Origin of the sequence: Paraburkholderia sp. BCC1876, assembly GCF_902833695.1 — a bacterium.
Lineage (GTDB): Bacteria > Pseudomonadota > Gammaproteobacteria > Burkholderiales > Burkholderiaceae > Paraburkholderia.
This window is the reverse complement of sequence record NZ_CADFGI010000002.1, coordinates 510,665-532,396: the sequence shown is the minus strand read 5'-3', so window position 1 is coordinate 532,396 and position 21,732 is coordinate 510,665. Positions and strand designations below refer to the sequence as shown.

23 protein-coding genes are annotated in these 21,732 nt (G+C 63.3%); 11 read left to right on the top strand and 12 right to left on the bottom strand.

Annotated elements, in window-relative coordinates; all coding sequences use genetic code 11:
* The first annotated feature begins 129 nt into the window (after positions 1–129).
* On the top strand, positions 130–531 hold the full coding sequence (locus HWY05_RS08830; RefSeq protein ID WP_035550577.1) for a DUF3597 domain-containing protein: 402 nt from the start codon (positions 130–132) through the stop codon (positions 529–531).
* Between the two features lie 124 nt (positions 532–655).
* On the opposite strand, the gene HWY05_RS08825 is transcribed toward HWY05_RS08830, so the two are convergent.
* From HWY05_RS08825 to HWY05_RS08800, 6 genes are all read right to left on the bottom strand, one after another.
* Positions 656–1,699, bottom strand: a complete 1,044-nt coding sequence (locus HWY05_RS08825) for an asparaginase (RefSeq protein ID WP_176058069.1) — start codon at positions 1,697–1,699, stop codon at positions 656–658.
* An 86-nt stretch (positions 1,700–1,785) separates the two neighbouring features.
* Positions 1,786–2,712: a CysB family HTH-type transcriptional regulator gene (locus HWY05_RS08820; RefSeq protein ID WP_035550580.1), complete on the bottom strand. Its 927-nt coding sequence runs from the start codon at positions 2,710–2,712 to the stop codon at positions 1,786–1,788.
* Positions 2,713–2,810: 98 nt separating this feature from the next.
* Entirely contained in the window at positions 2,811–3,869 is a 1,059-nt protein-coding gene (locus HWY05_RS08815) for a sulfate ABC transporter ATP-binding protein (RefSeq protein ID WP_035550582.1), read from the bottom strand.
* On the bottom strand, positions 3,869–4,915 hold the full coding sequence (gene cysW, locus HWY05_RS08810; protein WP_176058068.1) for a sulfate ABC transporter permease subunit CysW: 1,047 nt from the start codon (positions 4,913–4,915) through the stop codon (positions 3,869–3,871). Before cysW ends, HWY05_RS08815 begins: the two co-directional genes overlap by 1 nt.
* Positions 4,912–5,808, bottom strand: a complete 897-nt coding sequence (gene cysT, locus HWY05_RS08805) for a sulfate ABC transporter permease subunit CysT (RefSeq protein WP_035550584.1) — start codon at positions 5,806–5,808, stop codon at positions 4,912–4,914. Before cysT ends, cysW begins: the two co-directional genes overlap by 4 nt.
* 159 nt (positions 5,809–5,967) lie before the next feature.
* Positions 5,968–7,008, bottom strand: coding sequence for a sulfate ABC transporter substrate-binding protein (locus HWY05_RS08800; RefSeq protein ID WP_035550588.1), 1,041 nt, complete (start codon positions 7,006–7,008; stop codon positions 5,968–5,970).
* 313 nt (positions 7,009–7,321) lie between these two features.
* Between HWY05_RS08800 and lexA the strand changes: the two genes are divergently transcribed.
* The 3 genes from lexA to HWY05_RS08785 all read left to right on the top strand — a co-directional run bounded on the left by lexA (position 7,322) and on the right by HWY05_RS08785 (position 9,273).
* Positions 7,322–7,972 (top strand): transcriptional repressor LexA, encoded by a 651-nt coding sequence (gene lexA / locus HWY05_RS08795; protein WP_035550591.1) that lies wholly within the window; start codon positions 7,322–7,324, stop codon positions 7,970–7,972.
* Positions 7,973–8,111: 139 nt separating this feature from the next.
* Positions 8,112–8,468, top strand: a complete 357-nt coding sequence (locus HWY05_RS08790; RefSeq protein WP_035550593.1) for a hypothetical protein — start codon at positions 8,112–8,114, stop codon at positions 8,466–8,468.
* Between the two features lie 130 nt (positions 8,469–8,598).
* Complete coding sequence (locus HWY05_RS08785) at positions 8,599–9,273, top strand: DUF2939 domain-containing protein (RefSeq protein ID WP_176058067.1); 675 nt, start codon at positions 8,599–8,601, stop codon at positions 9,271–9,273.
* A gap of 27 nt (positions 9,274–9,300) precedes the next feature.
* Here HWY05_RS08785 and HWY05_RS08780 read toward each other — a convergent pair whose 3' ends face one another.
* Positions 9,301–9,765 (bottom strand): universal stress protein, encoded by a 465-nt coding sequence (locus tag HWY05_RS08780; RefSeq protein ID WP_035550599.1) that lies wholly within the window; start codon positions 9,763–9,765, stop codon positions 9,301–9,303.
* A 332-nt stretch (positions 9,766–10,097) separates the two neighbouring features.
* Here HWY05_RS08780 and nodI point away from each other — a divergent pair, with 332 nt between their 5' ends.
* Together nodI and HWY05_RS08770 are read left to right on the top strand one after the other, a co-directional pair.
* Positions 10,098–11,012 carry a nodulation factor ABC transporter ATP-binding protein NodI gene (gene nodI / locus HWY05_RS08775; RefSeq protein ID WP_035550601.1) on the top strand — a complete coding sequence of 305 codons (915 nt, stop codon included), beginning with the start codon at positions 10,098–10,100 and terminating at the stop codon, positions 11,010–11,012.
* A gap of 160 nt (positions 11,013–11,172) precedes the next feature.
* Positions 11,173–12,012, top strand: coding sequence for an ABC transporter permease (locus HWY05_RS08770; RefSeq protein WP_176058066.1), 840 nt, complete (start codon positions 11,173–11,175; stop codon positions 12,010–12,012).
* 65 nt (positions 12,013–12,077) lie between these two features.
* Here the strand turns inward: HWY05_RS08770 and HWY05_RS08765 are convergent, their stop codons facing one another.
* Positions 12,078–12,500 carry a hypothetical protein gene (locus tag HWY05_RS08765; RefSeq protein ID WP_035550606.1) on the bottom strand — a complete coding sequence of 141 codons (423 nt, stop codon included), beginning with the start codon at positions 12,498–12,500 and terminating at the stop codon, positions 12,078–12,080.
* 246 nt (positions 12,501–12,746) lie between these two features.
* Positions 12,747–13,733 (bottom strand): LysR family transcriptional regulator, encoded by a 987-nt coding sequence (locus HWY05_RS08760; RefSeq protein WP_035550610.1) that lies wholly within the window; start codon positions 13,731–13,733, stop codon positions 12,747–12,749.
* Positions 13,734–13,874: 141 nt separating this feature from the next.
* Here HWY05_RS08760 and HWY05_RS08755 point away from each other — a divergent pair, with 141 nt between their 5' ends.
* Positions 13,875–15,272 carry a M20 family metallopeptidase gene (locus HWY05_RS08755; protein WP_176058065.1) on the top strand — a complete coding sequence of 466 codons (1,398 nt, stop codon included), beginning with the start codon at positions 13,875–13,877 and terminating at the stop codon, positions 15,270–15,272.
* Positions 15,273–15,386: 114 nt separating this feature from the next.
* On the top strand, positions 15,387–16,670 hold the full coding sequence (locus HWY05_RS08750) for an MFS transporter (protein WP_176058064.1): 1,284 nt from the start codon (positions 15,387–15,389) through the stop codon (positions 16,668–16,670).
* 44 nt (positions 16,671–16,714) lie between these two features.
* Here HWY05_RS08750 and HWY05_RS08745 read toward each other — a convergent pair whose 3' ends face one another.
* Positions 16,715–17,767 (bottom strand): NADP(H)-dependent aldo-keto reductase, encoded by a 1,053-nt coding sequence (locus HWY05_RS08745; RefSeq protein ID WP_176058063.1) that lies wholly within the window; start codon positions 17,765–17,767, stop codon positions 16,715–16,717.
* A 160-nt stretch (positions 17,768–17,927) separates the two neighbouring features.
* On the opposite strand from HWY05_RS08745, the gene HWY05_RS08740 reads away from it, so the two are divergent.
* Together HWY05_RS08740 and HWY05_RS08735 are read left to right on the top strand one after the other, a co-directional pair.
* Positions 17,928–18,140 (top strand): DUF3820 family protein, encoded by a 213-nt coding sequence (locus HWY05_RS08740; protein ID WP_035550621.1) that lies wholly within the window; start codon positions 17,928–17,930, stop codon positions 18,138–18,140.
* A gap of 168 nt (positions 18,141–18,308) precedes the next feature.
* Positions 18,309–18,656: a hypothetical protein gene (locus tag HWY05_RS08735; RefSeq protein ID WP_231584920.1), complete on the top strand. Its 348-nt coding sequence runs from the start codon at positions 18,309–18,311 to the stop codon at positions 18,654–18,656.
* A gap of 140 nt (positions 18,657–18,796) precedes the next feature.
* On the opposite strand, the gene cysC is transcribed toward HWY05_RS08735, so the two are convergent.
* Positions 18,797–19,333: an adenylyl-sulfate kinase gene (gene cysC / locus HWY05_RS08730; RefSeq protein WP_035550626.1), complete on the bottom strand. Its 537-nt coding sequence runs from the start codon at positions 19,331–19,333 to the stop codon at positions 18,797–18,799.
* The gene (locus HWY05_RS08725; RefSeq protein WP_176058062.1) at positions 19,330–20,910 is read right to left on the bottom strand and encodes a sulfotransferase; all 1,581 of its coding nucleotides are present in this window, start codon (positions 20,908–20,910) and stop codon (positions 19,330–19,332) included. The genes cysC and HWY05_RS08725 overlap by 4 nt, the downstream gene beginning before the upstream one ends.
* A gap of 369 nt (positions 20,911–21,279) precedes the next feature.
* Between HWY05_RS08725 and HWY05_RS08720 the strand changes: the two genes are divergently transcribed.
* Positions 21,280–21,624, top strand: a complete 345-nt coding sequence (locus HWY05_RS08720; RefSeq protein ID WP_176058061.1) for a hypothetical protein — start codon at positions 21,280–21,282, stop codon at positions 21,622–21,624.
* Positions 21,625–21,732 lie beyond the last annotated feature (108 nt).

Genomic DNA, 21,732 nt, shown 5'->3' with positions numbered 1-21,732 from the left:
TCTGCGTTCGCGTGCGGCTTGCCACACGCGGCAACGCGGGCCTCTGTTTTATTCGCCCGTTTCGCAACCAGTGTTCAACCCGTGAGCGAAGACTGCTTGCGCCAGTAACCCCTCTGCAAAGGATTCAGAATGAGTATCTTTGGTGACATCGTCAACAAGCTCTTCGGCAAAGCGAAGCCCGATCAGCCTGCGCCCGCGGTTGAGCCGACCCCGGATCCGGCCGCTGCGCAAGCTGCCGCGCCGGACGCCGCACCGGCGCCCGCCCCGCTGGCCGACGTCGACGTCGCGGCGGTCATGGACCAGTTCGTGAGCGAGAGCGGCCAGACGCTGAACTGGCGCACGTCGATCGTCGACACGCTGAAGGCGCTCGGCGTCGACAGCAGCCTCGAGCATCGCAAGCAGCTCGCCCAGGAATTGAAGTACACCGGCGACACGAACGACTCGGCAAGCATGAACATCTGGCTGCATAAACAGGTGATGCAGGCGCTCGCGGCGAATGGCGGCAAGTTGCCGCCGGATCTGGCGGCCTAAGCGCCCGCTCGTCGAATCAAGCTTAAGCAGAAACAACAACGCGGCGCCCGGTTCTTAACCGGGCGCCGCGTTGTCATTGAAGCTTCATCTGCGCTGCGTCGCCCAGCGCGCAATCCGCAATCAATCAGTACGTATCGAACGTCTTCTGCAGCGCCACCGGCCCCGTGCCGCCTGCGGCAAGCGCCAGCATCAGCAGCACGCGCGCCTTGTACGGATTCAGCGAACCCGCGCTGATGAAACCGAGCGCGTCGTCGGCGGCGGCGCCGTTGCGCATCACATGCCCCGATCCCACGCGCGACGAACGCACCACCGCGACGCCCTGCGACGCTGCGTCGGCAAGTGCCTGCTGCATCGACATGTGGATCGAACCGTTGCCCGTGCCCGCCACGACGATACCGCGCACGCCGGCGGCCACCAGCGCATCCACCGCGATTCGCGACACGCCCGCGTAGCTCGCGACGATCTCGACATGCGGCCACTTCGGCCCGATCACGAATTCGGTTGCCAGCGTATGCGGTCGCACCACGGCACGCTGGAATTCGACCCGGCCGTCCTGCACCCAACCGAGCGCGCCGATCTCGGGCGACTGGAACGCGTCCACCGCGTAGGTGCTCGTCTTGACGACGTCGCGTGCGCTGTGAATCTTGTTGTTGAAGGCCACCAGCACGCCCTGCCCGCGCGAGCCCGCATGCGCCGCGACGGTCACCGCGTTCAGCAGGTTCAACGGACCGTCGGCCGACAACGCCGACGCCGGACGCATGGCCGCGGTCAGCACCACCGGCTTATCCGACTTGACGGTCAGATGCAGCAGGTAGGCGGTTTCTTCGAGCGTATCGGTGCCGTGCGTGATCACCACGCCGTCGATCCCGTCGGTCGCCAGAAGCGTGTTGATGCGCTGTGCGAGCGTGGTCCACAACGGCATGGTCATGTCTTTGCTGTCGACGCTGGCAATCTGCTCGGGCGCGATGCGCGCCACCGTGGACAACGCCGGCACCACGGAAAGCAGTTGCTCGACGCCGACCACACCGGCCTGGTAACCGGAGGTGTTGGTGGCGTCCGCGGCCGCGCCGGCGATCGTGCCGCCGGTCGCGAGCACCGCAATACAGGGCAACGGCGGCGTAGCGCCTTCGCCCGAAGGCGCGGCGGAAGAGGAAGTCAGAGTATTCATGGCGGCGATTGTAAGCGATGCGCCGCGCGCCGCCATGCGTGAAAAAACGGATGTCCGTTCGTTTCGGTTCGTTTCGGTTATGAGCGTTAAACCGCTTCGCGCAACTGCGCCGCGATTTCCGCTTCGTTCAATTGCGGCGCGAACATTTCGATCAGCCGGTACGCGTATGCGCGCAGGAACGCGCCCTTGCGCAAACCGACCCGCGTGGTGCTCGCTTCGAACAGGTGCTGCGTATCGAGCGCGACCAGTTCGGTATCGCGCTTCGGATCGTAGGCCATCGCCGCGACCACGCCGATCCCCATGCCGAGTTCGACGTAAGTCTTGATCACGTCGGCATCGATCGCGGTCAGCACGACGTCGGTCAACGCACCCGCTTTCGCGAACGCCTGGTCGATGTGCGAACGTCCCGTGAAATCCTGGTCGTACGTGATGATCGGGAATTCGGCGATCTCGTCGAGCGTCAGATTCGACCGGCCCACCAGCGGGTGCCCCTTCGGCACGACCACGATGTGATGCCACGAGTAGCACGGGAACGTGACGATATCGGGGAAGCGGTCGAGCGCTTCGGTCGAGATGCCGATATCCGCTTCGCCGTTGATGATCATCTGCGCGATCTGTTGCGGACTGCCCTGGCGCAACGCCAGATGCACCTTCGGGAATACCTCGGTGAATTGACGGATCACCTTCGGCAACGCGTAACGCGCCTGCGTGTGGGTGGTCGCCACGACCAGGTGGCCGCTGTCCTGATCGGCGTACTGACGCGCCACGCGGCGCAGATTTTCCGCATCGAGCAGCATCCGCTCGATCAGTTGATGCACCGCCTTGCCCGGCTCGGTGAGACCTGTCAGGCGCTTGCCGCGTCGAATGAAAATGTCGACGCCGAGTTCGTCTTCCAGATCCTTGATCTGTTTTGATACACCCGACTGCGACGTGTACAACACGTTCGCCACCTCGGTCAGGTTCATGTTCTGACGCACGGCCTCGCGCACGAAGCGCAATTGCTGGAAGTTCATCTGTATGTCTCCGGTTCAGCCAGAGTTGAGTTATTTGAGTTTGATTGAAACACCGAGTTTGATGCCTTGCCTGCCAGGCTCTCCGGACAGGCGCCCTACTATTGCGCCGGAAACACCCGCAACGCGCGCGGCACGGCGGTCACGCCGTCGCCGACCGCCAGTTGCAGATCGCGCCACGACTCGCGATCCAGCTCGGCTTCGAGCAGCGTGCCCTCGCGGCCCGCAAGTTCGACCCGCACCGAGCCGCCGAGCGTGACCACGCGCCGCACGTCGACCACGATTCCTTCGCGATGACCGGACGCTTGCGGATACAACTGAAGGTCGTGCGGCCGTACATAGGCAAACGCCGGGCCGCTGAAATCGGCCTTGATCGATACCGGCAACGCGGCGCCGTCCACCACGAAACCGCTCGCATCGACGTTGCCGTGCAGACGGTTGGCCGCGCCGAGAAACTCGTACACGAACGAGGTTTGCGGATGGTCGTACACATCTTGCGGACTGCCCACCTGCTCCACGTGCCCGCGATTCAGCACGACGATACGGTCGGCCACTTCGAGCGCTTCTTCCTGATCGTGCGTGACGAAGATCGTCGAGATATGCAGATCGTCATGCAAGCGCCGCAGCCAGCTACGCAATTCCTTGCGCACCTTCGCGTCGAGCGCGCCAAACGGTTCGTCGAGCAGCAGCACTTTCGGTTCGACCGCGAGCGCGCGCGCCAACGCGATCCGCTGCCGCTGACCACCCGACAATTCCGACGGATAACGCTGCGCGAGCCAGTCGAGCTGCACGAGCTTCAGCAGTTCATGCACCTTCTCGCGAATCACCGCTTCCGACGGCCGCTCCTTGCGCGGCTTCACGCGCAAGCCGAACGCGACGTTCTCGAACACCGTCATATGACGGAACAGCGCGTAATGCTGGAACACGAAACCCACTTCACGTTCGCGCGCACCGACCGTCGCGACGTCCTGACCCTGCAGCTCGACCTGGCCGCCGTCCGCGTATTCGAGCCCGGCAATCACGCGCAACAAGGTGGTCTTGCCACAACCCGACGGCCCGAGCAGCGCAACCAGTTCACCCGGCGGAAAGTCGAGCGAGACGTTATCGAGCGCGACGAAATCGCCGAAGCGCTTCTGCAGGTTACGAACAGTGATACCCATTACAGCTCTCCTTGCTTGAGCGGGTGTTGCGGCGAGACCGGCGTTGCCTTGAACGATGACGATGATGACGACGACGAGGCAGCGGCCAGCGCGACAGGACCGGCATACGCGGGCACGTCGCGCGCGGCCGACAGTTCCGCCGACATATGGCGCTCGGCAAGCAGCTTCAGCCCCAGCGTGACGAGTGCGAGCAAGGCCAGCACCGACGCCACGGCGAACGCCGCCGAGAAGTTGTATTCGTTGTAGAGAATTTCGACGTGCAACGGCATCGTGTCGGTCTGGCCGCGAATGTGGCCCGACACCACCGAGACCGCGCCGAACTCGCCCATCGCCCGCGCGTTACACAGAATCACGCCGTACAGCAGGCCCCATTTGACGTTCGGCAGCGTGACGCGGCGGAAGATCTGCCAGCCCGACGCGCCGAGCACGTGAGCGGCTTCTTCCTCGTCGTTGCCTTGTGCCTGCATCAGCGGAATCAGTTCACGCGCGACGAACGGGAACGTGACGAAGATCGTCGCGAGCACAATGCCCGGCACCGCGAAGATGATCTGCACGTCGTGGTCGATCAGCCACGGGCCGAACCAGCCCTGCGCGCCGAACATCAGCACATAGATCAGGCCCGAGATCACCGGCGAGACCGAGAACGGCAAATCGATCAGCGTGGTCAGCAGCGCCTTGCCGCGGAATTCGAACTTGGCGATACACCACGACGCCGCGAGGCCGAACACGAGATTCAGCGGCACGGCGATCGCGGCGGTAATCACGGTCAGCTTGATCGCCGACAACGCGTCCGGATCGGCGAGCGATTCCAGATAGAAACCAAGGCCTTTGCTCAACGCCTGATAGAACACGGCGACCAGCGGCACGACCAGAAACAGCGTGAGAAACAGCAGCGCGACGGCGGTCAGGAGCCAGCGCACCACGGGCGCTTCGGTGACCGGATCGGGGCGGCGCGACACGTTCAGGGGCGCGCGCGGTGCAACGGCGGCGGCGCTTGAGGTCGCGGCCTTCACACCGTTCACATCACTCACAGACTGACGGCTCATTGCGCACCTCCGCCAATCGCCGCGACGCTCACCGCAGCCGGCGCCGGACCCGCGCCACCGCGACCCGTGCGGCGTTGCAAATACCATTGCAAGGTATTGATGAACAGCAGCATCAGGAACGACACAACCAGCATCACCACCGCGATCGCGGTCGCGCCCGCGTAGTCGTACTGTTCGAGCTTGGTGATGATCAGCAGCGAGGTGATTTCCGACTTCATCGGCACGTTGCCGGCGATGAAAATCACCGAGCCGTATTCGCCCAGCGCCCGCGCGAACGCCAGCGCGAAACCGGTCAGCAACGCGGGAAACACGGCGGGCAGCACGACGCGGCGAAACGTCAGCCAGCGCGACGCGCCGAGGCACGCGGCGGCTTCTTCCTGTTCGCGTTCGAACTCTTCGAGCACCGGCTGCACCGTGCGCACCACGAACGGCAAACCGATGAAGGTCAGCGCGACCAGTACGCCGGCCGGCGTGAACGCGATCTTCAGGCCGAGCGGTTCGAGAAACTGGCCGATCCAGCCGTTGCCCGCGTACACCGCCGCGAGCGAAATGCCGGCCACCGAGGTCGGCAGCGCGAACGGCAGATCGACCACGGCGTCGACGATGCGTTTGAACGGGAACGTGTAACGCACCAGCACCCACGCGACCAGAAAGCCGAACACCGCGTTGATCAGCGCGCCGCCGAGCGCGGAGAAGAACGTCAGGCGATACGACGCGAGCACACGCGGCGAACTCACCGCGCGTACGAACTGAGCCCAGTCGAGCGTGGCGGTCTTGAGAAAGGTCGCCGCCAGCGGAATCAGCACCACGAGGCTCAGATAAGCCACGGTGATGCCGAGGGTCAAGCCAAAACCGGGCAACGCGCTCGGTTTTCGGAAGGTCAACGTCGTCATGCTGGTTACTCGTTCAGGTTGATGCCGGTGTTGCGAGGACCGAATTCCGGCCGCCGGGCCCTGGCGGCCAAAAGCGCGCCCATGGGGCGCGCTCGGGGGTCATGCGGTGCCGCTGGCCGGTCGATATCGTTGCGTCCACATCGACCGGACAAGCCGGCCTTACTGCGGCGAGTAGATCGAATCGAACACGCCGCCGTCGGCAAAGTGCGTCTTCTGCGCGTTGGTCCAGCCGCCGAACGAATCGTCCACCGTGTACAGCTTCAGCTTCGGAAACTTGGCGGTCAGCTCGGCCGGTACCTTGTTCGAACGCGGACGATAGAAGTTGCGCGCGGCGATCTCCTGGCCTTCTTCGCTGTACAGGAAGTTCAGATACGCTTCGGCCACCTTGCGCGTGCCGTGCCGGTCGACGACCTTGTCCACCACGGCGACCGGCGGCTCGGCCAGAATGCTGACCGACGGCACGACGATTTCAAACTTGTCCGGACCGAATTCCTTCAGCGACAGGAACGCTTCGTTTTCCCACGCGATCAGCACGTCGCCGATACCGCGTTGCACGAAGCTGGTGGTCGCGCCGCGCGCCCCCGAATCCAGCACGCCGGCATTCTTATAGAGCTTGCCGACGAACTCCTTCGCTTTCTGGTCGTTGCCGCCCGGCTGATGTTCGGCATACGCCCACGCCGCGAGGTAGTTCCAGCGCGCGCCGCCCGAGGTCTTCGGATTCGGCGTCACGATCGACACGCCCGGCTTGATCAGATCGTCCCAATCCTTGATGTGCTTCGGGTTGCCCTTGCGCACCAGAAACACGATCGTCGACGTGTACGGCGACGCGTTGTCCGGCAAGCGTTTCTGCCAGCCCTTGTCGAGCAGACCCTTGCTGGCCAGCGCGTCGATGTCGTAGGCCAGCGCCAGCGTCACCACGTCTGCCTGCAGACCGTCGAGCACCGAGCGCGCTTGTGCGCCGGAGCCGCCGTGCGACTGCTTGAAGGTGATCGTCTCGCCGGTCTTCGCCTTCCATTCCTTGCCGAACGCCTGATTGATGTCCTGATACAACTCGCGAGTCGGATCGTAGGAGACGTTCAGCAGCGTCGTGTCGGCGGCGTGCGCCTGCGCCATCACGCCGAGCGCCCCGGCCGCGCCCAATGCGAGCGCCGCGATGATTTTTCTGGTCTTGCCTGCCAGCCCCGTACCTTGGTGGTTCATGTCAACTTTCTCCGCGTTGTGGTCCGCTAAAACAGCGTGTGGTGTTGTTCTACGTCGCGGTCACGTGCACATGAGCGCCAACTCGGAGGCCAGTCTATCGAAGCGCTTTCATCATTAAAAATAATGTTTCTTCATTCTTTAATACTCAAAAGTGGTAATGACAGCTGGGTAAGGCGTTGCGGCACGAAAGTGGGTGTTAGAACGCCCTTTTGCGGCGCTGTAGCGGCACCCGAAGCGACGAACTTAAAGTAAAGCTTGAATTGCGTGGAATACTGTATAAAAATACAGGCACCTGTTCATACATACAGTGACCATGACCAAACTCACCGCACGACAGCAGCAGGTTTTCGATCTGATCCGCCGGGCTATCGAACGCACCGGTTTTCCGCCCACCCGCGCGGAGATCGCCGCGGAGCTGGGCTTCAGCTCCGCGAACTCCGCAGAAGAGCATCTGCGCGCGCTCGCTCGCAAAGGCGTGATCGAACTCGCGGCCGGCGCATCGCGCGGCATTCGCCTGCTGGGTGGGTCGGAAGACTCGCCGTACCAGTTCACGCTGCCGCACGCGAGCATCATGCAACTGTCCTTGCCGCTGATCGGCCGGGTGGCGGCGGGTAGCCCGATCCTCGCGCAGGAACATATCGCGCAGCACTATGCGTGCGATCCGGCGCTGTTCTCGAGCAAGCCCGACTACCTGCTGAAGGTGCGCGGGTTGTCCATGCGCGACGCGGGCATCTTCGACGGCGACCTGCTCGCCGTGCAGAAGAAGAGCGAGGCCAAAGACGGCCAGATCATCATCGCGCGGCTCGGCGACGACGTGACGGTCAAGCGCTTGAAGCGCCGGCCGAACGGCATCGAACTGATTGCCGAGAATCCCGATTACGAAAACATCTTCGTTGAAACCGGCAGCGCGGAATTCGCGCTGGAAGGGATCGCCGTCGGTCTGATTCGCCCGGGCGAGTTTTAAGCGGTTTGCTCGTGCTGGGGCGTTTGCCGGTTCGTTGGCTTGTTCAGACAACGCCGCCCTGACGCCGCCCCGAGCCACATTCACCCCGCATCAACGTCGTACTCACGCTGCATCATCTTTGCATCGCCTGGAGAGACTCATGGAACGCCTTGCCCGCTTGCTGCCTTTTCGCCAGTTCGGTCGTCTGCGTCATCTGCGCAAGCTGGTGCCCTGCTCGTTGATCGAGGCATCCACGGCGAGCACACCCTCGCTGTTCGATTCGCTCGACGAGGCGTCGAATTTGCAGGCGGCGCTGCCGTCTTCGTTGCCGGCGTTTGCGCGCGTGTCGTTGAACTCGGGCCTGAATACGGCGGAGCCGGCGCGGCGCGCGCCGGTGCGGGTTTATCACGGGCCGTCGCGGCTTATCATGGTCGGCACGGTCGACGCCGTCTGCCGCATGATCGACCGTTGCATCGCCGAAGAAGCGAATGTGCACGGCGCGGTGTTCGAAGGCTGAGTGGTTCGGTTCTAAGCGATCGGGTTCTGTTCTGAACCGGTTGTTCACTCGCATTACCGGAATCAATCAGGGATCGTTTTGGCGTGGCCGCGGTCCACGTTAGATCACACCTGATAGAGAGTCTCACTCGATGGCTGTTTCGACCCGCACGAAGAGCAGCGCCACCCGGCCGCTGATCGTTACGCTAATGGTGATCGTGGTGATTGCCGCGCTAGGTTTCGCGTATGCGTCGCCGTATCTCGCGCTGAACAATCTTAAACGCGCAGCAGATGCGCGCGACGCGCAAACCGTCAATCAATACGTCGATTTCCCCGCGTTGCGCGAGAGCCTGAAACAGCAGGTGACCGGCCTGCTGACGCGCCGGCTCGACGCGCACAGCAACGGCAATCCGCTCGCCGCCATTGGCGCGATGATCGGCGTGGCACTGATGGGTCCGCTCGTGGACGCTTATGCAACGCCGGATGGCGTGGCCGCGTTGCTGAACGGCATGCCGCCGCGCGGCAACCCTGGCGAGCGGCCACCGGTGCCACCCGCGGCGAATAATCCGTCCGCGGCTGAGACGCCTGAGCCGACACCGGCACCGCCGGCAGCACCCGCAGCACCCGCAGCGCCAACCCAGCCCGATGCGGCGGCCAACAACGCGAACACGGCCGCGACGCCGCCGCAAACTACAGCGGGCTACCGTGGCCTCAACGAATTCGTCGTCACGTACCAGCATGGCGCGGGCGACGCGCGTTACTCGGCGATCTTCGCGCGCGAGGGGTTGTTCACGTGGAAGCTGGCCGCGGTGGATCTAAACCCGTGACGCGCTGAGCTCGCCCCGCTCAACCCATCAAGCTGCCGCTTGCTGCTGCTCCTGCGCGGAAGAGCACGCCACCAGAATGCTGCACGAAATGCGGTCGAGCAGCGGCGTATTGCCGGCGCCCATCCACCATCGCGACAAACCGGTGCGGCAACGGTGGCCAACCACCACGAGATCGACATTCAACTCGTTAGCGAGATTGGCGATCTCGTCGATCGGATGACCGAAGGCGAAATGCCCTTGCGCGGTGACGCCGCGCTCGGTGAGCCAGTCCACGCCTTCCTGCAGAATGTCGCGGGCGGATTTTTCGAAGCTGCCACACGCCACGTCGGTGAGAAGGCCCGCGCTTTGCGCAATGCTGGAGCGCATATCCACAACGGATAACAAATGCGTTTCCGCTTTCAGATCCAACGCGAGATCGGCGCCGCAACGTAGCGCTTTACGACCTTCGCGCGAGCCGTCGTAGCACAGCAGGATTTTTTGGTAGCTCGCCATGATTTTCTCCCTTCGCGCGGAAAGCGCGCTTTGAATCAATCATGGTGCGCCGCAATTCAGCTTGCAAGGGATGGAAAACGCTAACTGCGCCCTAAACCGGTGCGCACGGCGACGGCGCGGCAATGACACGGCTATGGCAACGCAATGGCACGGCGCCGGGACCCCATGCCGCAGTGCAAGAAAGCCCTTCTGGACGCCCGGGTGCCAGGCATCGTCGGCCAATCGATGTCCTAGAATAGGCAGCCTGCCCGGTCATTACGGTCATTACGGTCATTACGGTCATTGCGCTCATTCGCATCAGTCGCGCCCTTTCCCGGAGCCACGTTCGATCCATGTCTGAAGCCGCCATTGAATTCCATCAGGTCAAAAAGCGCTACGGCGACAAGACGGTCGTCGACGGGTTGTCGTTTCATGTGAACGCCGGCGAATGCTTCGGCCTGCTCGGCCCGAATGGCGCGGGCAAGACCACCACGTTGCGCATGCTGCTCGGCATTGCCGCGCCGGATGCCGGCGCGATCCGTCTGTGCGGCGAGCCGATTCCGGGCCGCGCGCGCGTGGCGCGAGCGCGGGTCGGCGTGGTGCCGCAATTCGACAATCTCGATCCCGATTTCACCGTGCGCGAAAACCTGCTGGTGTTCGGCCGCTACTTCGGTTTGAGCGCCGCGCAATGCCGCGCGATGGTGCCGTCGCTGCTCGAATTCGCGCGGCTCGAAAGTAAGGCCGACGCCCGTGTGAGCGAACTGTCGGGCGGCATGAAGCGGCGCCTCACGCTGGCGCGCGCGCTCGTCAACGATCCCGACGTGCTGATCATGGACGAACCCACCACCGGTCTCGATCCGCAGGCCCGGCATCTGATCTGGGAGCGGCTGCGCTCGTTGCTCGCGCGCGGCAAGACCATTCTGCTGACCACGCATTTCATGGAAGAAGCCGAACGGCTTTGCCATCGGCTATGCGTGATCGAAGAGGGCCGCAAGATCGCCGAAGGTGCGCCGAGCGAGTTGATCGCCTCGGAGATCGGCTGCGACGTGATCGAGATTTTCGGCCCCGATCCGGTGGCGTTGCGCGATGAACTCGCGCCGCTGGTCGAGCGTACCGAGATCAGCGGCGAGACGCTGTTCTGCTATGTGAACGACGCGCAACCGGTGCATGCCCGGCTCAAACAGCGCGCCGATCTGCGCTATCTGCACCGGCCGGCGAATCTTGAAGATGTGTTTCTGCGGCTCACCGGCCGCGAAATGCAGGACTGATCGTTGCGAGCGCATTGAGTGCATCGAACGCATTGATCATTCACCCATGTTGCAAGCATCTCGCGCATCACGTGCAGCGCGCTGGCCACCGACCGCCGCACCTGATCGCCATAACAACGCCCCGAAGGAAATCCCTCGGGCAAACAGCACGAGACACGCCATGGACGCACGCACCTACGACACCCCGGATCACGCCCCCAGCGACAAGCCCTCCGCCCAGGAACCCTTCGGCGCGTTCCCGACGAACGCGGTGAACTGGGTCGCGGTATGGCGCCGCAATTTTCTGGTGTGGAAAAAACTCGCGATCGCGTCGATGTTCGGCAATCTGGCCGATCCGATGATCTATCTGTTCGGTCTCGGCTTCGGACTCGGGATCATGGTCGGGCATGTGGACGGCGTGTCGTACATCGCGTTCCTCGCGGCCGGCACGGTGGCTTCGAGCGTGATGATGTCGGCGAGCTTCGAGTCGATGTATTCGGGCTTCTCGCGTATGCACGTGCAACGCACATGGGAAGCCATCATGCATACGCCGCTGACGCTCGGCGATATCGTGCTGGGTGAAGTGATGTGGGCAGGCAGCAAATCGATGCTGTCGGGTGTGGCGATCATGCTGGTGGCCGGCACGCTGGGCTATGCGAATTTCCCGTCGATGCTGCTCGCGTTGCCGGTCATCGTACTCACCGGGCTCGCGTTCGCGAGCATCGCGATGATCGTGACGGCGCTCGCGCCATCGTACGACTTCTTTATGTTTTATCAGACGCTGGTGTTGACGCCGATGATGCTGCTGTCGGGCGTGTTCTTTCCGACTTCGCAGTTGCCGGTCGCGGCGCGCGCGGTCACGGGGGTGTTGCCGCTCGCGCACGCTGTCGATCTGATCCGTCCGGCCATGCTGGGCCGGCCGGTCGAGCACGCCGCGCTGCACCTCGCGGTGCTGGCCGTGTATGCGGTGGGCGGGTTTATCGTTGCGGCGGTGCTGTTCCGTCGCAGGATGATGAAATAGGCTTATCGCTTCAGCGCCCTTCAACGTCCTTCAGCGCCCACCACCCCCGGCGATGAAAACATCGCTCAGTCTTCGTCGTCCGTCCACGGAATATCCACGTCGGAGATGAACGCGACCGTCGCGAACGGTCCGCCATCCTGACGGCCGATTTTGCCGTCGGCGCGCTGCCATTCGACGCGGAACACCGTGGCCGGATCGTCGGCGATCAGACGCACCGTGCGCACCTCGTCCGGATCGGATTCCTCGACCGGACCATCGAGCGAAACCTGCAGTTCCTGCGGCCACAGGCCATCGGCCGGATCGTAGATCTTGTCGCCGTCGGGAATCAGCGTGAAGGCTTCCACGCCGATCGTCGCCGAGGCTTCCACGATCATCTTGCCCAGCGCGCGCAGCAGTGCCGTCGCCCGTGCCGAATTTGCCTGACGGATCGCCAGATCCCCGCGCGTCAGCGCCTGCTCAAGTTTTGGGTTTGTTTTTTGTTGCGCCATTCGATGTCCTGAGTCCTATCGCTCTGTTGTGGACAGCGCGCCGTTGCACTTGCGCGCCGCTCTCCATTTTTCGGGCTGAATCCTACCATTGGCGTCCCCAAAAGGGACCCCCTCCGGCCATGCATTGCTACATCGCACGCCGTGCGGCGCAGTTCGACAGCCCGCCCCGTCCACCACAGTTTAGGTCGTGATTCGCGTTCCGACAGGGACATTTGGCTTTCAATTGGCTATGCCGACGCGCGCCTATTACGTCGCGCCGGGCTTCGAGCGCGAACCGCCGCGCGGGCTTCGTTTTCGCGCTACCTTGGGACCGCCGCTCTCCGCCTGCTTCGGGCCGCCGATGGCGGCGATCAGATGATCGCGAAACGCCCGCACCGCCGTCGGCAGTTCGCGCCCGGCCATGGTCTGCAACTGGATGCTGCGCTGGCGCAGTTGCGGATGGGTCAGCGGTATCACGACGAAGCCGTCGCCGACATAACGGTCGCGCACCGACAGCAGACCCGTGAACATGATTGCGCCGCTCTTCTGCGCATAGCGGTACATCGCGCCGCTGTTGTTGCAGGTGAGATCGGGCTCGAGCAGGATGCCTTCGAGCGCACAGGTAATGTCGATCAACTGGCGAATCGTCGTGCCCGGCACAGGCAGCACCAGCGGATAAGACCGCAGATCGGCGAGCGACACCTTCGCGCGCGCGGCCAGCGGATGATCCGCGCGCAGCAGCGCCAGCACCGGCGCAGATTCGGTGTGTTCGACCTTGACGCCCTTCTCCGGCGCGAGGCTGAAGGTCAGCGCGAGATCGGCGTCGCCGTCGCGCACGCGGCGGGTGGCCTCGCCCGGCGACACCACCGAAAGCGTGAAGTCGATGCCCGGATACTGGCTGCGAAAACTCGCCATCGCGCCAGGCAGAAAATCCGCGGCGAACCCTTCCGAACTCACGATCTTGATCATGCTGCCGTGCAGGCTCTCGAGGCCGCCGATCTCCTTCATCACGTGTTCCGCTTCGAGCAGGCTGCGGTGCGCGTAGGCGAGCAGCCGCTCGCCGGCTTCGGACAGCGCCATGCCGCGCGGGCGCCGTTCGAACAGCGCCACGCCGAGTTCGCTTTCGAGCCGCGCGATCTGCCGGCTGATCGCCGATATCGCGACATGCAGGCGTGCGGATGCGTCGCTGATCGAGCCGGTGCGCGCGACTTCGACGAAATAGCGGAGCGCGATGCCGTGCAGGGAAAGTGTCATAGGGTGTGTCTCAACCTTTGCCTTTTCGGCAACGCAAGCTTCGAAATACGATCATTGTGACAAAAAAAACGGCCTCCTAGAATCGGTTCGATGCTGCACCTTGTCCCGCATCCGCAGTCCGCCCCGCATTGGAGACACACCATGAGCCGCAACGAGGCCATCGAACACGCGACACAGCATTTCGAATCCGGCGCCTTTCTCGAGAACCTCACCCGCCGGGTGGGTTTTCGCACCGAGAGTCAGGAAAGCGATCGCGCCGCGACGCTGCTGTCGTATCTGACCGACGAAATCGCGCCCGAAGCCGAAGGGCTCGGTTTCACCTCACGCGTCGTCGATAACCCGGTCAGCGGCCTGGGACCCTTCCTGATCGCCGAACGCCACGAAGCGGCCCATCTGCCCACCGTGCTGATCTACGGCCACGGCGACGTGGTGCGCGGCTACGACAGCCAGTGGCGCGCGCCGCTCACGCCGTGGGCCGTGACGATCGAAGGCGAACGCTGGTACGGCCGCGGCACGGCCGACAACAAAGGTCAGCACAGCATCAACCTTGCCGCGCTGGCGAGCGTGCTGGCCGCGCGCGGCGGCCAGCTCGGCTTCAACGCGAAGCTGCTGATCGAAATGGGCGAGGAAACCGGCTCGCCGGGGCTCGATGCGGTGTGCCGCGAGCACGCGGGCGAACTCGCCGCCGACGTGCTGATCGCCTCCGACGGCCCGCGTCTCGCCGCGCGCCGCCCGACCGTGTTCCTCGGCTCGCGCGGTTCGGTGAACTTCAAGCTGTCGCTGAATCTGCGCGACGGCGCGCATCACTCGGGCAACTGGGGCGGCCTGCTGCGCAACCCGGCAACGGTGCTGGCCAACGCGCTGGCGAGCCTCGTCGATGCGCGCGGGGTGATCGCCGTCGACGGTTTGCGCCCGCCGCCAATTTCGGAGGCGGTGCGCCGTGCGCTCGCCGATATCACCGTCGGCGGCGGTCCGGGCGACCCCGAAGTCGACGACAACTGGGGCGAGCCCGGCCTGAGCGCGCCCGAACGCGTGTTCGGCTGGAACAGCTTCGAAGTGCTCGCCTTCAAGGCGGGCAATCCGGAGAACCCGGTCAACGCGATTCCGTCGTCGGCCTTCGCGCATTGTCAGTTGCGTTTCGTGGTCGGCACCGATTGGCGCAATCTCGAACGGCATCTGCGCGCGCATCTGGACGCGCACGGTTTTTCGCTGGTGCAGATCGACGTCGAGCGCGGCGCGCCGGCCACGCGTCTCGATCCGGACGACCCGTGGGTCACGTGGGCGGTCGCGTCGCTCGAACAGACCACCGGCAAGAAAACCGCCGTGCTGCCGAATCTGGGCGGCACGCTGCCCAATGAAGTCTTTGCCGACACGCTCGGTCTGCCGACCATCTGGGTGCCGCACTCGTATCCGGCCTGCTCGCAGCACGCGCCGAACGAGCATCTGCTCGGCCCCGTGGTGCGTGAAGGTCTGCAGATCATGGCGGGTTTGTTCTGGGATCTCGGCGAGAACTCGCCGCATCTGAAAAACGCCGCCTGAGGCAGTCCCGTTCCACATCCGCACAAACAGTTCGCGAAGCCCTGACCAGCGTCAGATCAGTCCCCGGGCCCGCGCCATTCGCCCCGCCGCATTCGTCACGAGAACACGTTCACGATGATCACGTCCACCTTGCAAGCCAGCGCCGCGCGGCCGTCCGCCGCGAAAGCCCATCGCATCATTCTCGCGGCGTCGATCGGTAACGCGCTCGAATGGTTCGACCTCGTCGTCTACGGCTTCTTCGCGGTGACGATCGCGAAGCTGTTCTTTCCGGCGCGCACCGAAGCGATCTCGCTGATGCTCACGCTCGGCACCTTCGGTATTTCGTATCTGATCCGCCCGCTCGGCGGACTCGTGCTCGGTTCGCTCGCGGATCGCGCCGGACGCAAGGCGTCGCTGTTGCTGTCGATCGCGTTGATGATGGTCGGCACGTTGACGATCGCCGTGATGCCGCCGTATGCGGCGATCGGTTTGTGGGCGCCCGCGGGCATCATGCTGTCGCGCCTCGTGCAGGGATTTTCGGCGGGCGGTGAATTCGGCGCCTCGACCGCGTTTCTGGTCGAACATGCGCCGGAGCGGCGCGGCTTCATGGGGAGCTGGCAGTTCGCGAGTCAAGGTCTCGCCACGCTGCTCGCGTCCGGTTTCGGCGCGCTGCTGACGAGCCAGCTCACCGCAGCGCAACTCGAATCATGGGGCTGGCGCGTGCCGTTTCTGTTCGGCCTCGCGATCGGTCCGGTCGGTTTCTACATTCGCCGTTACGTGGACGAAGGCGCGGAATTCGCGGCCGAGCCGAAAGCCCGCACGCCGCTGCGCGATCTGTTCGGTACGCAAAAGCTGCGCATGTTGCTGGCGGTCGGCTCGCTGATCATTTCGACGGCGGCGAACTACATGATCCTGTACATGCCGACCTATGCGATCAAGCAATTGCATCTGCCCGCGTCGACCGGCTTCGCGGCGACGCTTGCGACCGGCTTCGTGCTGACGATATTGACGCCGTTCGCCGGTCATCTGTCCGATTCGCTCGGGCGTATCCGGATCTTGGCGTTCGCCGCCGTGCTGATGCTGCTGACGGTGTATCCGGCCTTTGTGTATATGAATGCGCATCCGTCGTTCGCGACGATGCTGCTTGCGCTGATCTGGATCGGCATCTTGAAGGCGACGTATTTCGGCGCGTTGCCCGCGTTGATGTCGGAGATCTTTCCGACGCAGACACGCGCGACCGGTCTCTCGGTCAGCTACAACATCGGCGTCACAGTGTTCGGCGGTTTTGCGCCGTTCGTGATCACGTGGCTGATCGATGCGAGCGGCAATAAACTCGCGCCGGGGTTTTATCTGATGTTCTGTGCAGCGGCCAGTTTGCTGGCGCTTTATGTGGTGCGGGCGAAGCTGAAGATTCGCTGAGCTTCTTCGAGCTTCACCCGCACCGCTAACGCGTCACCAACGCTTCAGGGCGCCGGATTCGGCTGCAATTCATGCAGCGCATCGATTTCCGCGAGGATTTCCGGCGACAGTCTGACGTCGGCGCTGCCGATGTTTTCCTTCAGCTGATCGAGCGAGGTCGCACCGATCAGATTGCTGGTCACGAACGGCCGGCTATTCACGAAGGCCAGCGCGAATTGCGCGGGCGACAGGCCATGACGTTTCGCCAGCTCCACGTACCGCGTGGTCGCCTGCACGGCTTGCGGCTTGCTATAGCGCTGGAAACGTTCGAACAGCGAGATGCGCGCGCCGGCCGGGCGCGCGCCGCCCTCGTACTTGCCCGACAGCCAGCCGAACGCGAGCGGCGAATACGCGAGCAGGCCGACGTTGTCGCGATGCGCGTATTCCGACAGCCCGGCCTCATACGTGCGATTGAGCAGGCTATACGGATTCTGAATACTGACGATGCGCGGCAAGCCGAGCTTTTCCGCCGCACGCAGAAATTGCGCGACACCCCACGGCGTTTCGTTCGACACACCGATGTGACGCACCTTGCCGGCTTTCACGAATTCGGCGAGCACCGACAGCGTTTCTTCGATCGGCACCGTGTACTCGTCGTCGACCCACGGATACGCAGGGCGGCCGAACGTCATCGTGCTGCGATCCGGCCAGTGCAGTTGATACAGATCGACGTAGTCCGTTTGCAGACGCTTCAGGCTGTCGTTCAGCGCCTCGGTGAGGTTCGGCCGGTCGAACTGATTGCCCGCGCCACGAATATGGCGCGGGTTATGCGGTTGACGCGCCGGGCCGGCGATCTTGGTGGCGAGCACGATCTTCTCGCGCGCGCTGCGATGCTGCGCGAGCCACGTGCCGATGAAGCGCTCCGTCGAGCCTTGCGTTTCAGCGCGCGGCGGCACGGGATACATTTCGGCGGTGTCGATCAGGTTGATGCCGTGATCGAGCGCGTAATCAATCTGTGCGTGCGCTTCCTGTTCGGTGTTCTGCTCGCCCCATGTCATGGTGCCGAGACCGATCAGGCTGACCTGCACATCGGAGTCGCCGAGTCTGCGGTATTCCATTGAACTGTCCTGTTGATTGTGTGAACGGAACCGGCGACGTTACCATGTCGGCGAATAGCCTGCAGCGAGGCTAAAATGCACGGGCGGCGAACCTTGTCCTCTTGTTGCGCGTTATTGCCCATTTCCCCGCTCACCGCGTTTTTTTGCCGACCTTTGCACCATGAACCCCGAACACCTCGAACTGCTGGTCACGCGCGTGATGCCCTACGGGAAATATAAAGGCCGCGTGATTGCGGACCTGCCGGGTCACTATCTGAACTGGTTTGCCAGCCAGGGCTTTCCGCCCGGCGAAATTGGCCGGCTGATCGCGTTGATGCAAGAGATCGATCACAACGGTTTGAAGCCGTTACTCGAGCCTTTACGTAAGCGCTGACATCCTTACCCATTCTTCGCGAAACGCTTGCGTGATACGTCGTCGAGTTAAGCATTGAAAGCAGGTTGAAGCACTGCGAAGCCGGATGAAAGTCGTTGCGCAGGCAACGTGCAAGCAATGTAGGCTTGTACAAATTCATACAGACTTTTTCTTGCGCAGCACGCGTGCGTGGACTTAAATCCGCATGTGCCCTCGCGCAGTCCTGAATGGTTTGACGCGTGGTTTGCACCGTGGTTTGAACACTCCTTCGCACGTGTCATTGCCTGCCTCTTCATGTCTGAATTCAGTCTCTCCGCACTGCTGGAATTTATCGGCCACGACCTCTCGCCCGTGCGTGCGGTCCTCGCGTTTTTTCTGATCGGCTATCTGGTGGTCGGACTGCCCGTGCATTTCCGCCAGGGCGCCGCGTCGCGCGATATCTGGGGCACCGCCGCCGGCGTGACCATGGCCGCGATTTATGCGGCGTTTATCATCGGCGTGTACCCTGCTTTGCATCATCCGGGCTTGTTGCATTGAACGCCGACGCGCACGCAGACGCGACGTGCGTGAGCCGTGGCCGTGCCTGTGTCGAGCGCCAGGCAATGAGCTTGTGCGGGTTTGATGGTGACGCGCCGCGCGGCCTGTGAGGGCACGCGGCGTCGGAAGAACAAAACGCGTTAAGCCGGCAAACGACTCTGCGCTATTTGTGCGAGCAACCGGTCCACCGCTTGGTCGACCGGCAAGCGGTCGGATTCGATCACCACGTCGGGTGCGAGCGGCGCTTCGAAAGGATCGGAAATACCGGTGAAATGCGGAATTTCGCCGCGGCGAGCGCGTGCGTAGAGTCCCTTCGCATCGCGCGCCTCGCATACGGCCAATGGCGCGTTCACGAAGACTTCAACGAAGCCTTCGCCGACAATCTCACGCGCCGCGCGCCGATGCTGATGCTCGGGCGAAATCACTGCGGCAATCGCGACAAAACCCTGCTGCATGAAAAGCGCCGCGACGTGAGCGACGCGGCGCAGGTTTTCGGTGCGGTCCTCGTGCGTGAAGCCGAGGTCGGCGTTCAAGCCGCGCCGCAACACGTCGCCGTCGAGCACGATCGACGCCTGCCCCATGTCATTCAAGCGTTGATGCAACGCGTTGGCCAGGGTCGATTTACCTGCGCCGGATAACCCCGTCATCCAGATCACCGCACCACGCGATACGCTCATGCCGGACGCTCCGGGTGATTTGCATTGACTGTGCCGGGGGCGGCGTTTACTTCGTTCGCCGCCAGCTCCGGACCCAGACCGTCGAACAACGGCTGCAGCAACGCTCGCCTCGGCTGCCAGCGCTGCAACGAAGTCTTGTAGATCGGACGACGCACCTGCGCCGCGCTGGCCGTGCTCACCTGACGTGTTGTCTGATGAAACGACAGGCAGCGTTCGTCCCAGTCGAGCCCGCAATGCGCGAGGATGCGACGCACCTGGCCTTCCAGATCGTCGACCAGCTCTTCGTATTTGACTTCGATCATCACGCCCTCGGGTAGCACGCTTTGCCAATGCTTCATCAACGCATCGTAAGCGCGGTAGTAACGGCCCAGTTCGCCGAGATCGTAACCGAACGGCACGTCATGAAAAATTCGCGAAAAAATCGACAGGCAGGTCTGCAACGGCGAACGGCTGCTATGAATGAAGCGCGCGTTCGGCAGCGCCAGGTGAATCAGCCCGACGTTGATGAAGTTGAACGGATATTTGTCGACGAAATGCGTATAGCGCTCGCCGCCCGGCATCGCAGTCTGGATTTCCGGCACCGCGTCGTAGATACGCCGCAGGTAGTCCGCGCCGAGCGCGTGCAACGGCGCGGCCTCGGCGTCCGGCAGCCCTTCGATATCGATCTTCAACGGATCGTCCAGGCCGCGATGGATGCCGCTCACCAGCGCCTCGCCGAATTCCGTGCGCTCGCCGGCGCCGAACACCTTCGGATGACTCGCCAGAATCTGTTCGATCAGCGTGGACCCCGAGCGCGGCATGCCGACGATAAAAATCGGCGCCGCCGACGTATCGCCTAATCCGCCTTTGGCCGCCAGCACCTCCGCGCCGAGCATCTGCGGCAAGTGCGAGAACAGGCTCAATGCCTCCGCTTCGACATAACGCACGCCGGGACGGCGCAGCGCATTGGCCATCAGGAACTGGTCGAACGCTTCGTCGTTGCGGCCCATGTCGGACAGCGCCTGACCGTACGCGAAGTGGATCTCCGACTGATTGTCCCGCGTCATCGAATCGGCATGGTTCGCCAGATGCTCCATCGCCGCGAACACCGGATCGTCGACGGCGAGACGTTTGGACTGCACGAAGTTGCGGTAATAGAGCGGCGCCGTCGGCGCGGCTTCGATCGCGTGACGATAGGCTTCGTGCGCTTCGTCGAAGCGGCCGAGCGCGTGCAGACAGTTGCCCAGATTGTTGTGCGAACCGTCGGCCTTCGGATTGAGGCGCACGGCTTCGCGATACGCGTCCAGCGCGGATTCGAGCCGGTGCATCTGCTCGAAGCACCAGCCGAGGCCGTGATACGTGTCAGCGTTGAGCGGATCGAGCGCGGCCGCTGCGCGATACGCCTGCACGGCGTTGGGAAAACGGTTCAGAACGGCGAGCGTCGCGGCGCGGCGCTCATGGACGATGGCGTTGGCGGGGTCGAGCGCGCGCGCGGTGTCGAAGCGCTGCAGCGCGCCTTCGAGGTCGCCGCGCGCGGCGCAGGCTTCGCCTTCGGCGCACCATTCGGATGCGGTAGCCGGTTGTGGATCGTGCTTCATTGACGGCTGTTTCTTTCGCAGGCTGCGCATTGAGCGGTCCTGGCAGTGGGCGGATGCGTCCTCGTCGTTCAGCGCGGCGCGAGAGCAACTCACGCGCTGAACTCGAGGGGTATTGTCTGACGCGAAATTAACAGGCTCGCCATACAGTTACGTTTCGAAATTTTAACTAACTGTTACAACACGAAGTCACGGCGACACTTTGCAAGGCCTCTGCAATGCTTGGCGGCTATGGCGTGGCATCTTTGTCGATGCTTCGTCGATGCGGGCAACGATCGATCAGCCGTAATCTGCGGACACAAATGGCGCTGAACTCCTGCGCGCGCGATTTTTCTGATTCATATAGCAGGAGCAAATCGCCAGGAGAAAATCGTGAGCAGGCTCATTGCATCGATAGCGCTGTTGGCGGTAGCGGCAACGCTCACCGGTTGTGCGGTCGCACCGCCTTATGGCTATGGGTATGGGTACGCGCAACCGTATTACCCCGACTATGGTTACGGATACGGGCCGCCGTATGGACCGGTTTATGGTTCGGTCGGAATCTGGGGCGGCTGGGGCGGTTGTTGTTATTACCGTGGTGGTGGCTGGCATGGTCGCGGTGGCTGGCACGGTGGTGGCTGGCATGGCGGCGGCGGTGGCTATCACGGGGGCGGGTATGGTGGGTCCCATGGCGGTGGTAGTTCGTGGAGCGGCGGCGGCTCGGGACGGGGACGTTGAGGCGAGGGTGTTATTGCTCTGCGTTGTTCCGGGTTTTTCCGAGTTATTCGGCAACGCAGACGAAATCGTCAGTCGAGACCGGCGATTTCACGCATTGCGGTAAAATCG

Excerpts from the sequence above, each read along its gene's own strand:
- HWY05_RS08830 (WP_035550577.1), top strand. The coding sequence starts at position 130 with ATGAGTATCTTTGGTGACATCGTCAACAAGCTCTTCGGCAAAGCGAAG.
- HWY05_RS08825 (WP_176058069.1), bottom strand. The coding sequence starts at position 1,699 with ATGAATACTCTGACTTCCTCTTCCGCCGCGCCTTCGGGCGAAGGCGCT.
- HWY05_RS08820 (WP_035550580.1), bottom strand. The coding sequence starts at position 2,712 with ATGAACTTCCAGCAATTGCGCTTCGTGCGCGAGGCCGTGCGTCAGAAC.
- HWY05_RS08815 (WP_035550582.1), bottom strand. The coding sequence starts at position 3,869 with ATGGGTATCACTGTTCGTAACCTGCAGAAGCGCTTCGGCGATTTCGTC.
- cysW (WP_176058068.1), bottom strand. The coding sequence starts at position 4,915 with ATGAGCCGTCAGTCTGTGAGTGATGTGAACGGTGTGAAGGCCGCGACC.
- cysT (WP_035550584.1), bottom strand. The coding sequence starts at position 5,808 with ATGACGACGTTGACCTTCCGAAAACCGAGCGCGTTGCCCGGTTTTGGC.
- HWY05_RS08800 (WP_035550588.1), bottom strand. The coding sequence starts at position 7,008 with ATGAACCACCAAGGTACGGGGCTGGCAGGCAAGACCAGAAAAATCATC.
- lexA (WP_035550591.1), top strand. The coding sequence starts at position 7,322 with ATGACCAAACTCACCGCACGACAGCAGCAGGTTTTCGATCTGATCCGC.
- HWY05_RS08790 (WP_035550593.1), top strand. The coding sequence starts at position 8,112 with ATGGAACGCCTTGCCCGCTTGCTGCCTTTTCGCCAGTTCGGTCGTCTG.
- HWY05_RS08785 (WP_176058067.1), top strand. The coding sequence starts at position 8,599 with ATGGCTGTTTCGACCCGCACGAAGAGCAGCGCCACCCGGCCGCTGATC.
- HWY05_RS08780 (WP_035550599.1), bottom strand. The coding sequence starts at position 9,765 with ATGGCGAGCTACCAAAAAATCCTGCTGTGCTACGACGGCTCGCGCGAA.
- nodI (WP_035550601.1), top strand. The coding sequence starts at position 10,098 with ATGTCTGAAGCCGCCATTGAATTCCATCAGGTCAAAAAGCGCTACGGC.
- HWY05_RS08770 (WP_176058066.1), top strand. The coding sequence starts at position 11,173 with ATGGACGCACGCACCTACGACACCCCGGATCACGCCCCCAGCGACAAG.
- HWY05_RS08765 (WP_035550606.1), bottom strand. The coding sequence starts at position 12,500 with ATGGCGCAACAAAAAACAAACCCAAAACTTGAGCAGGCGCTGACGCGC.
- HWY05_RS08760 (WP_035550610.1), bottom strand. The coding sequence starts at position 13,733 with ATGACACTTTCCCTGCACGGCATCGCGCTCCGCTATTTCGTCGAAGTC.
- HWY05_RS08755 (WP_176058065.1), top strand. The coding sequence starts at position 13,875 with ATGAGCCGCAACGAGGCCATCGAACACGCGACACAGCATTTCGAATCC.
- HWY05_RS08750 (WP_176058064.1), top strand. The coding sequence starts at position 15,387 with ATGATCACGTCCACCTTGCAAGCCAGCGCCGCGCGGCCGTCCGCCGCG.
- HWY05_RS08745 (WP_176058063.1), bottom strand. The coding sequence starts at position 17,767 with ATGGAATACCGCAGACTCGGCGACTCCGATGTGCAGGTCAGCCTGATC.
- HWY05_RS08740 (WP_035550621.1), top strand. The coding sequence starts at position 17,928 with ATGAACCCCGAACACCTCGAACTGCTGGTCACGCGCGTGATGCCCTAC.
- cysC (WP_035550626.1), bottom strand. The coding sequence starts at position 19,333 with ATGAGCGTATCGCGTGGTGCGGTGATCTGGATGACGGGGTTATCCGGC.
- HWY05_RS08725 (WP_176058062.1), bottom strand. The coding sequence starts at position 20,910 with ATGAAGCACGATCCACAACCGGCTACCGCATCCGAATGGTGCGCCGAA.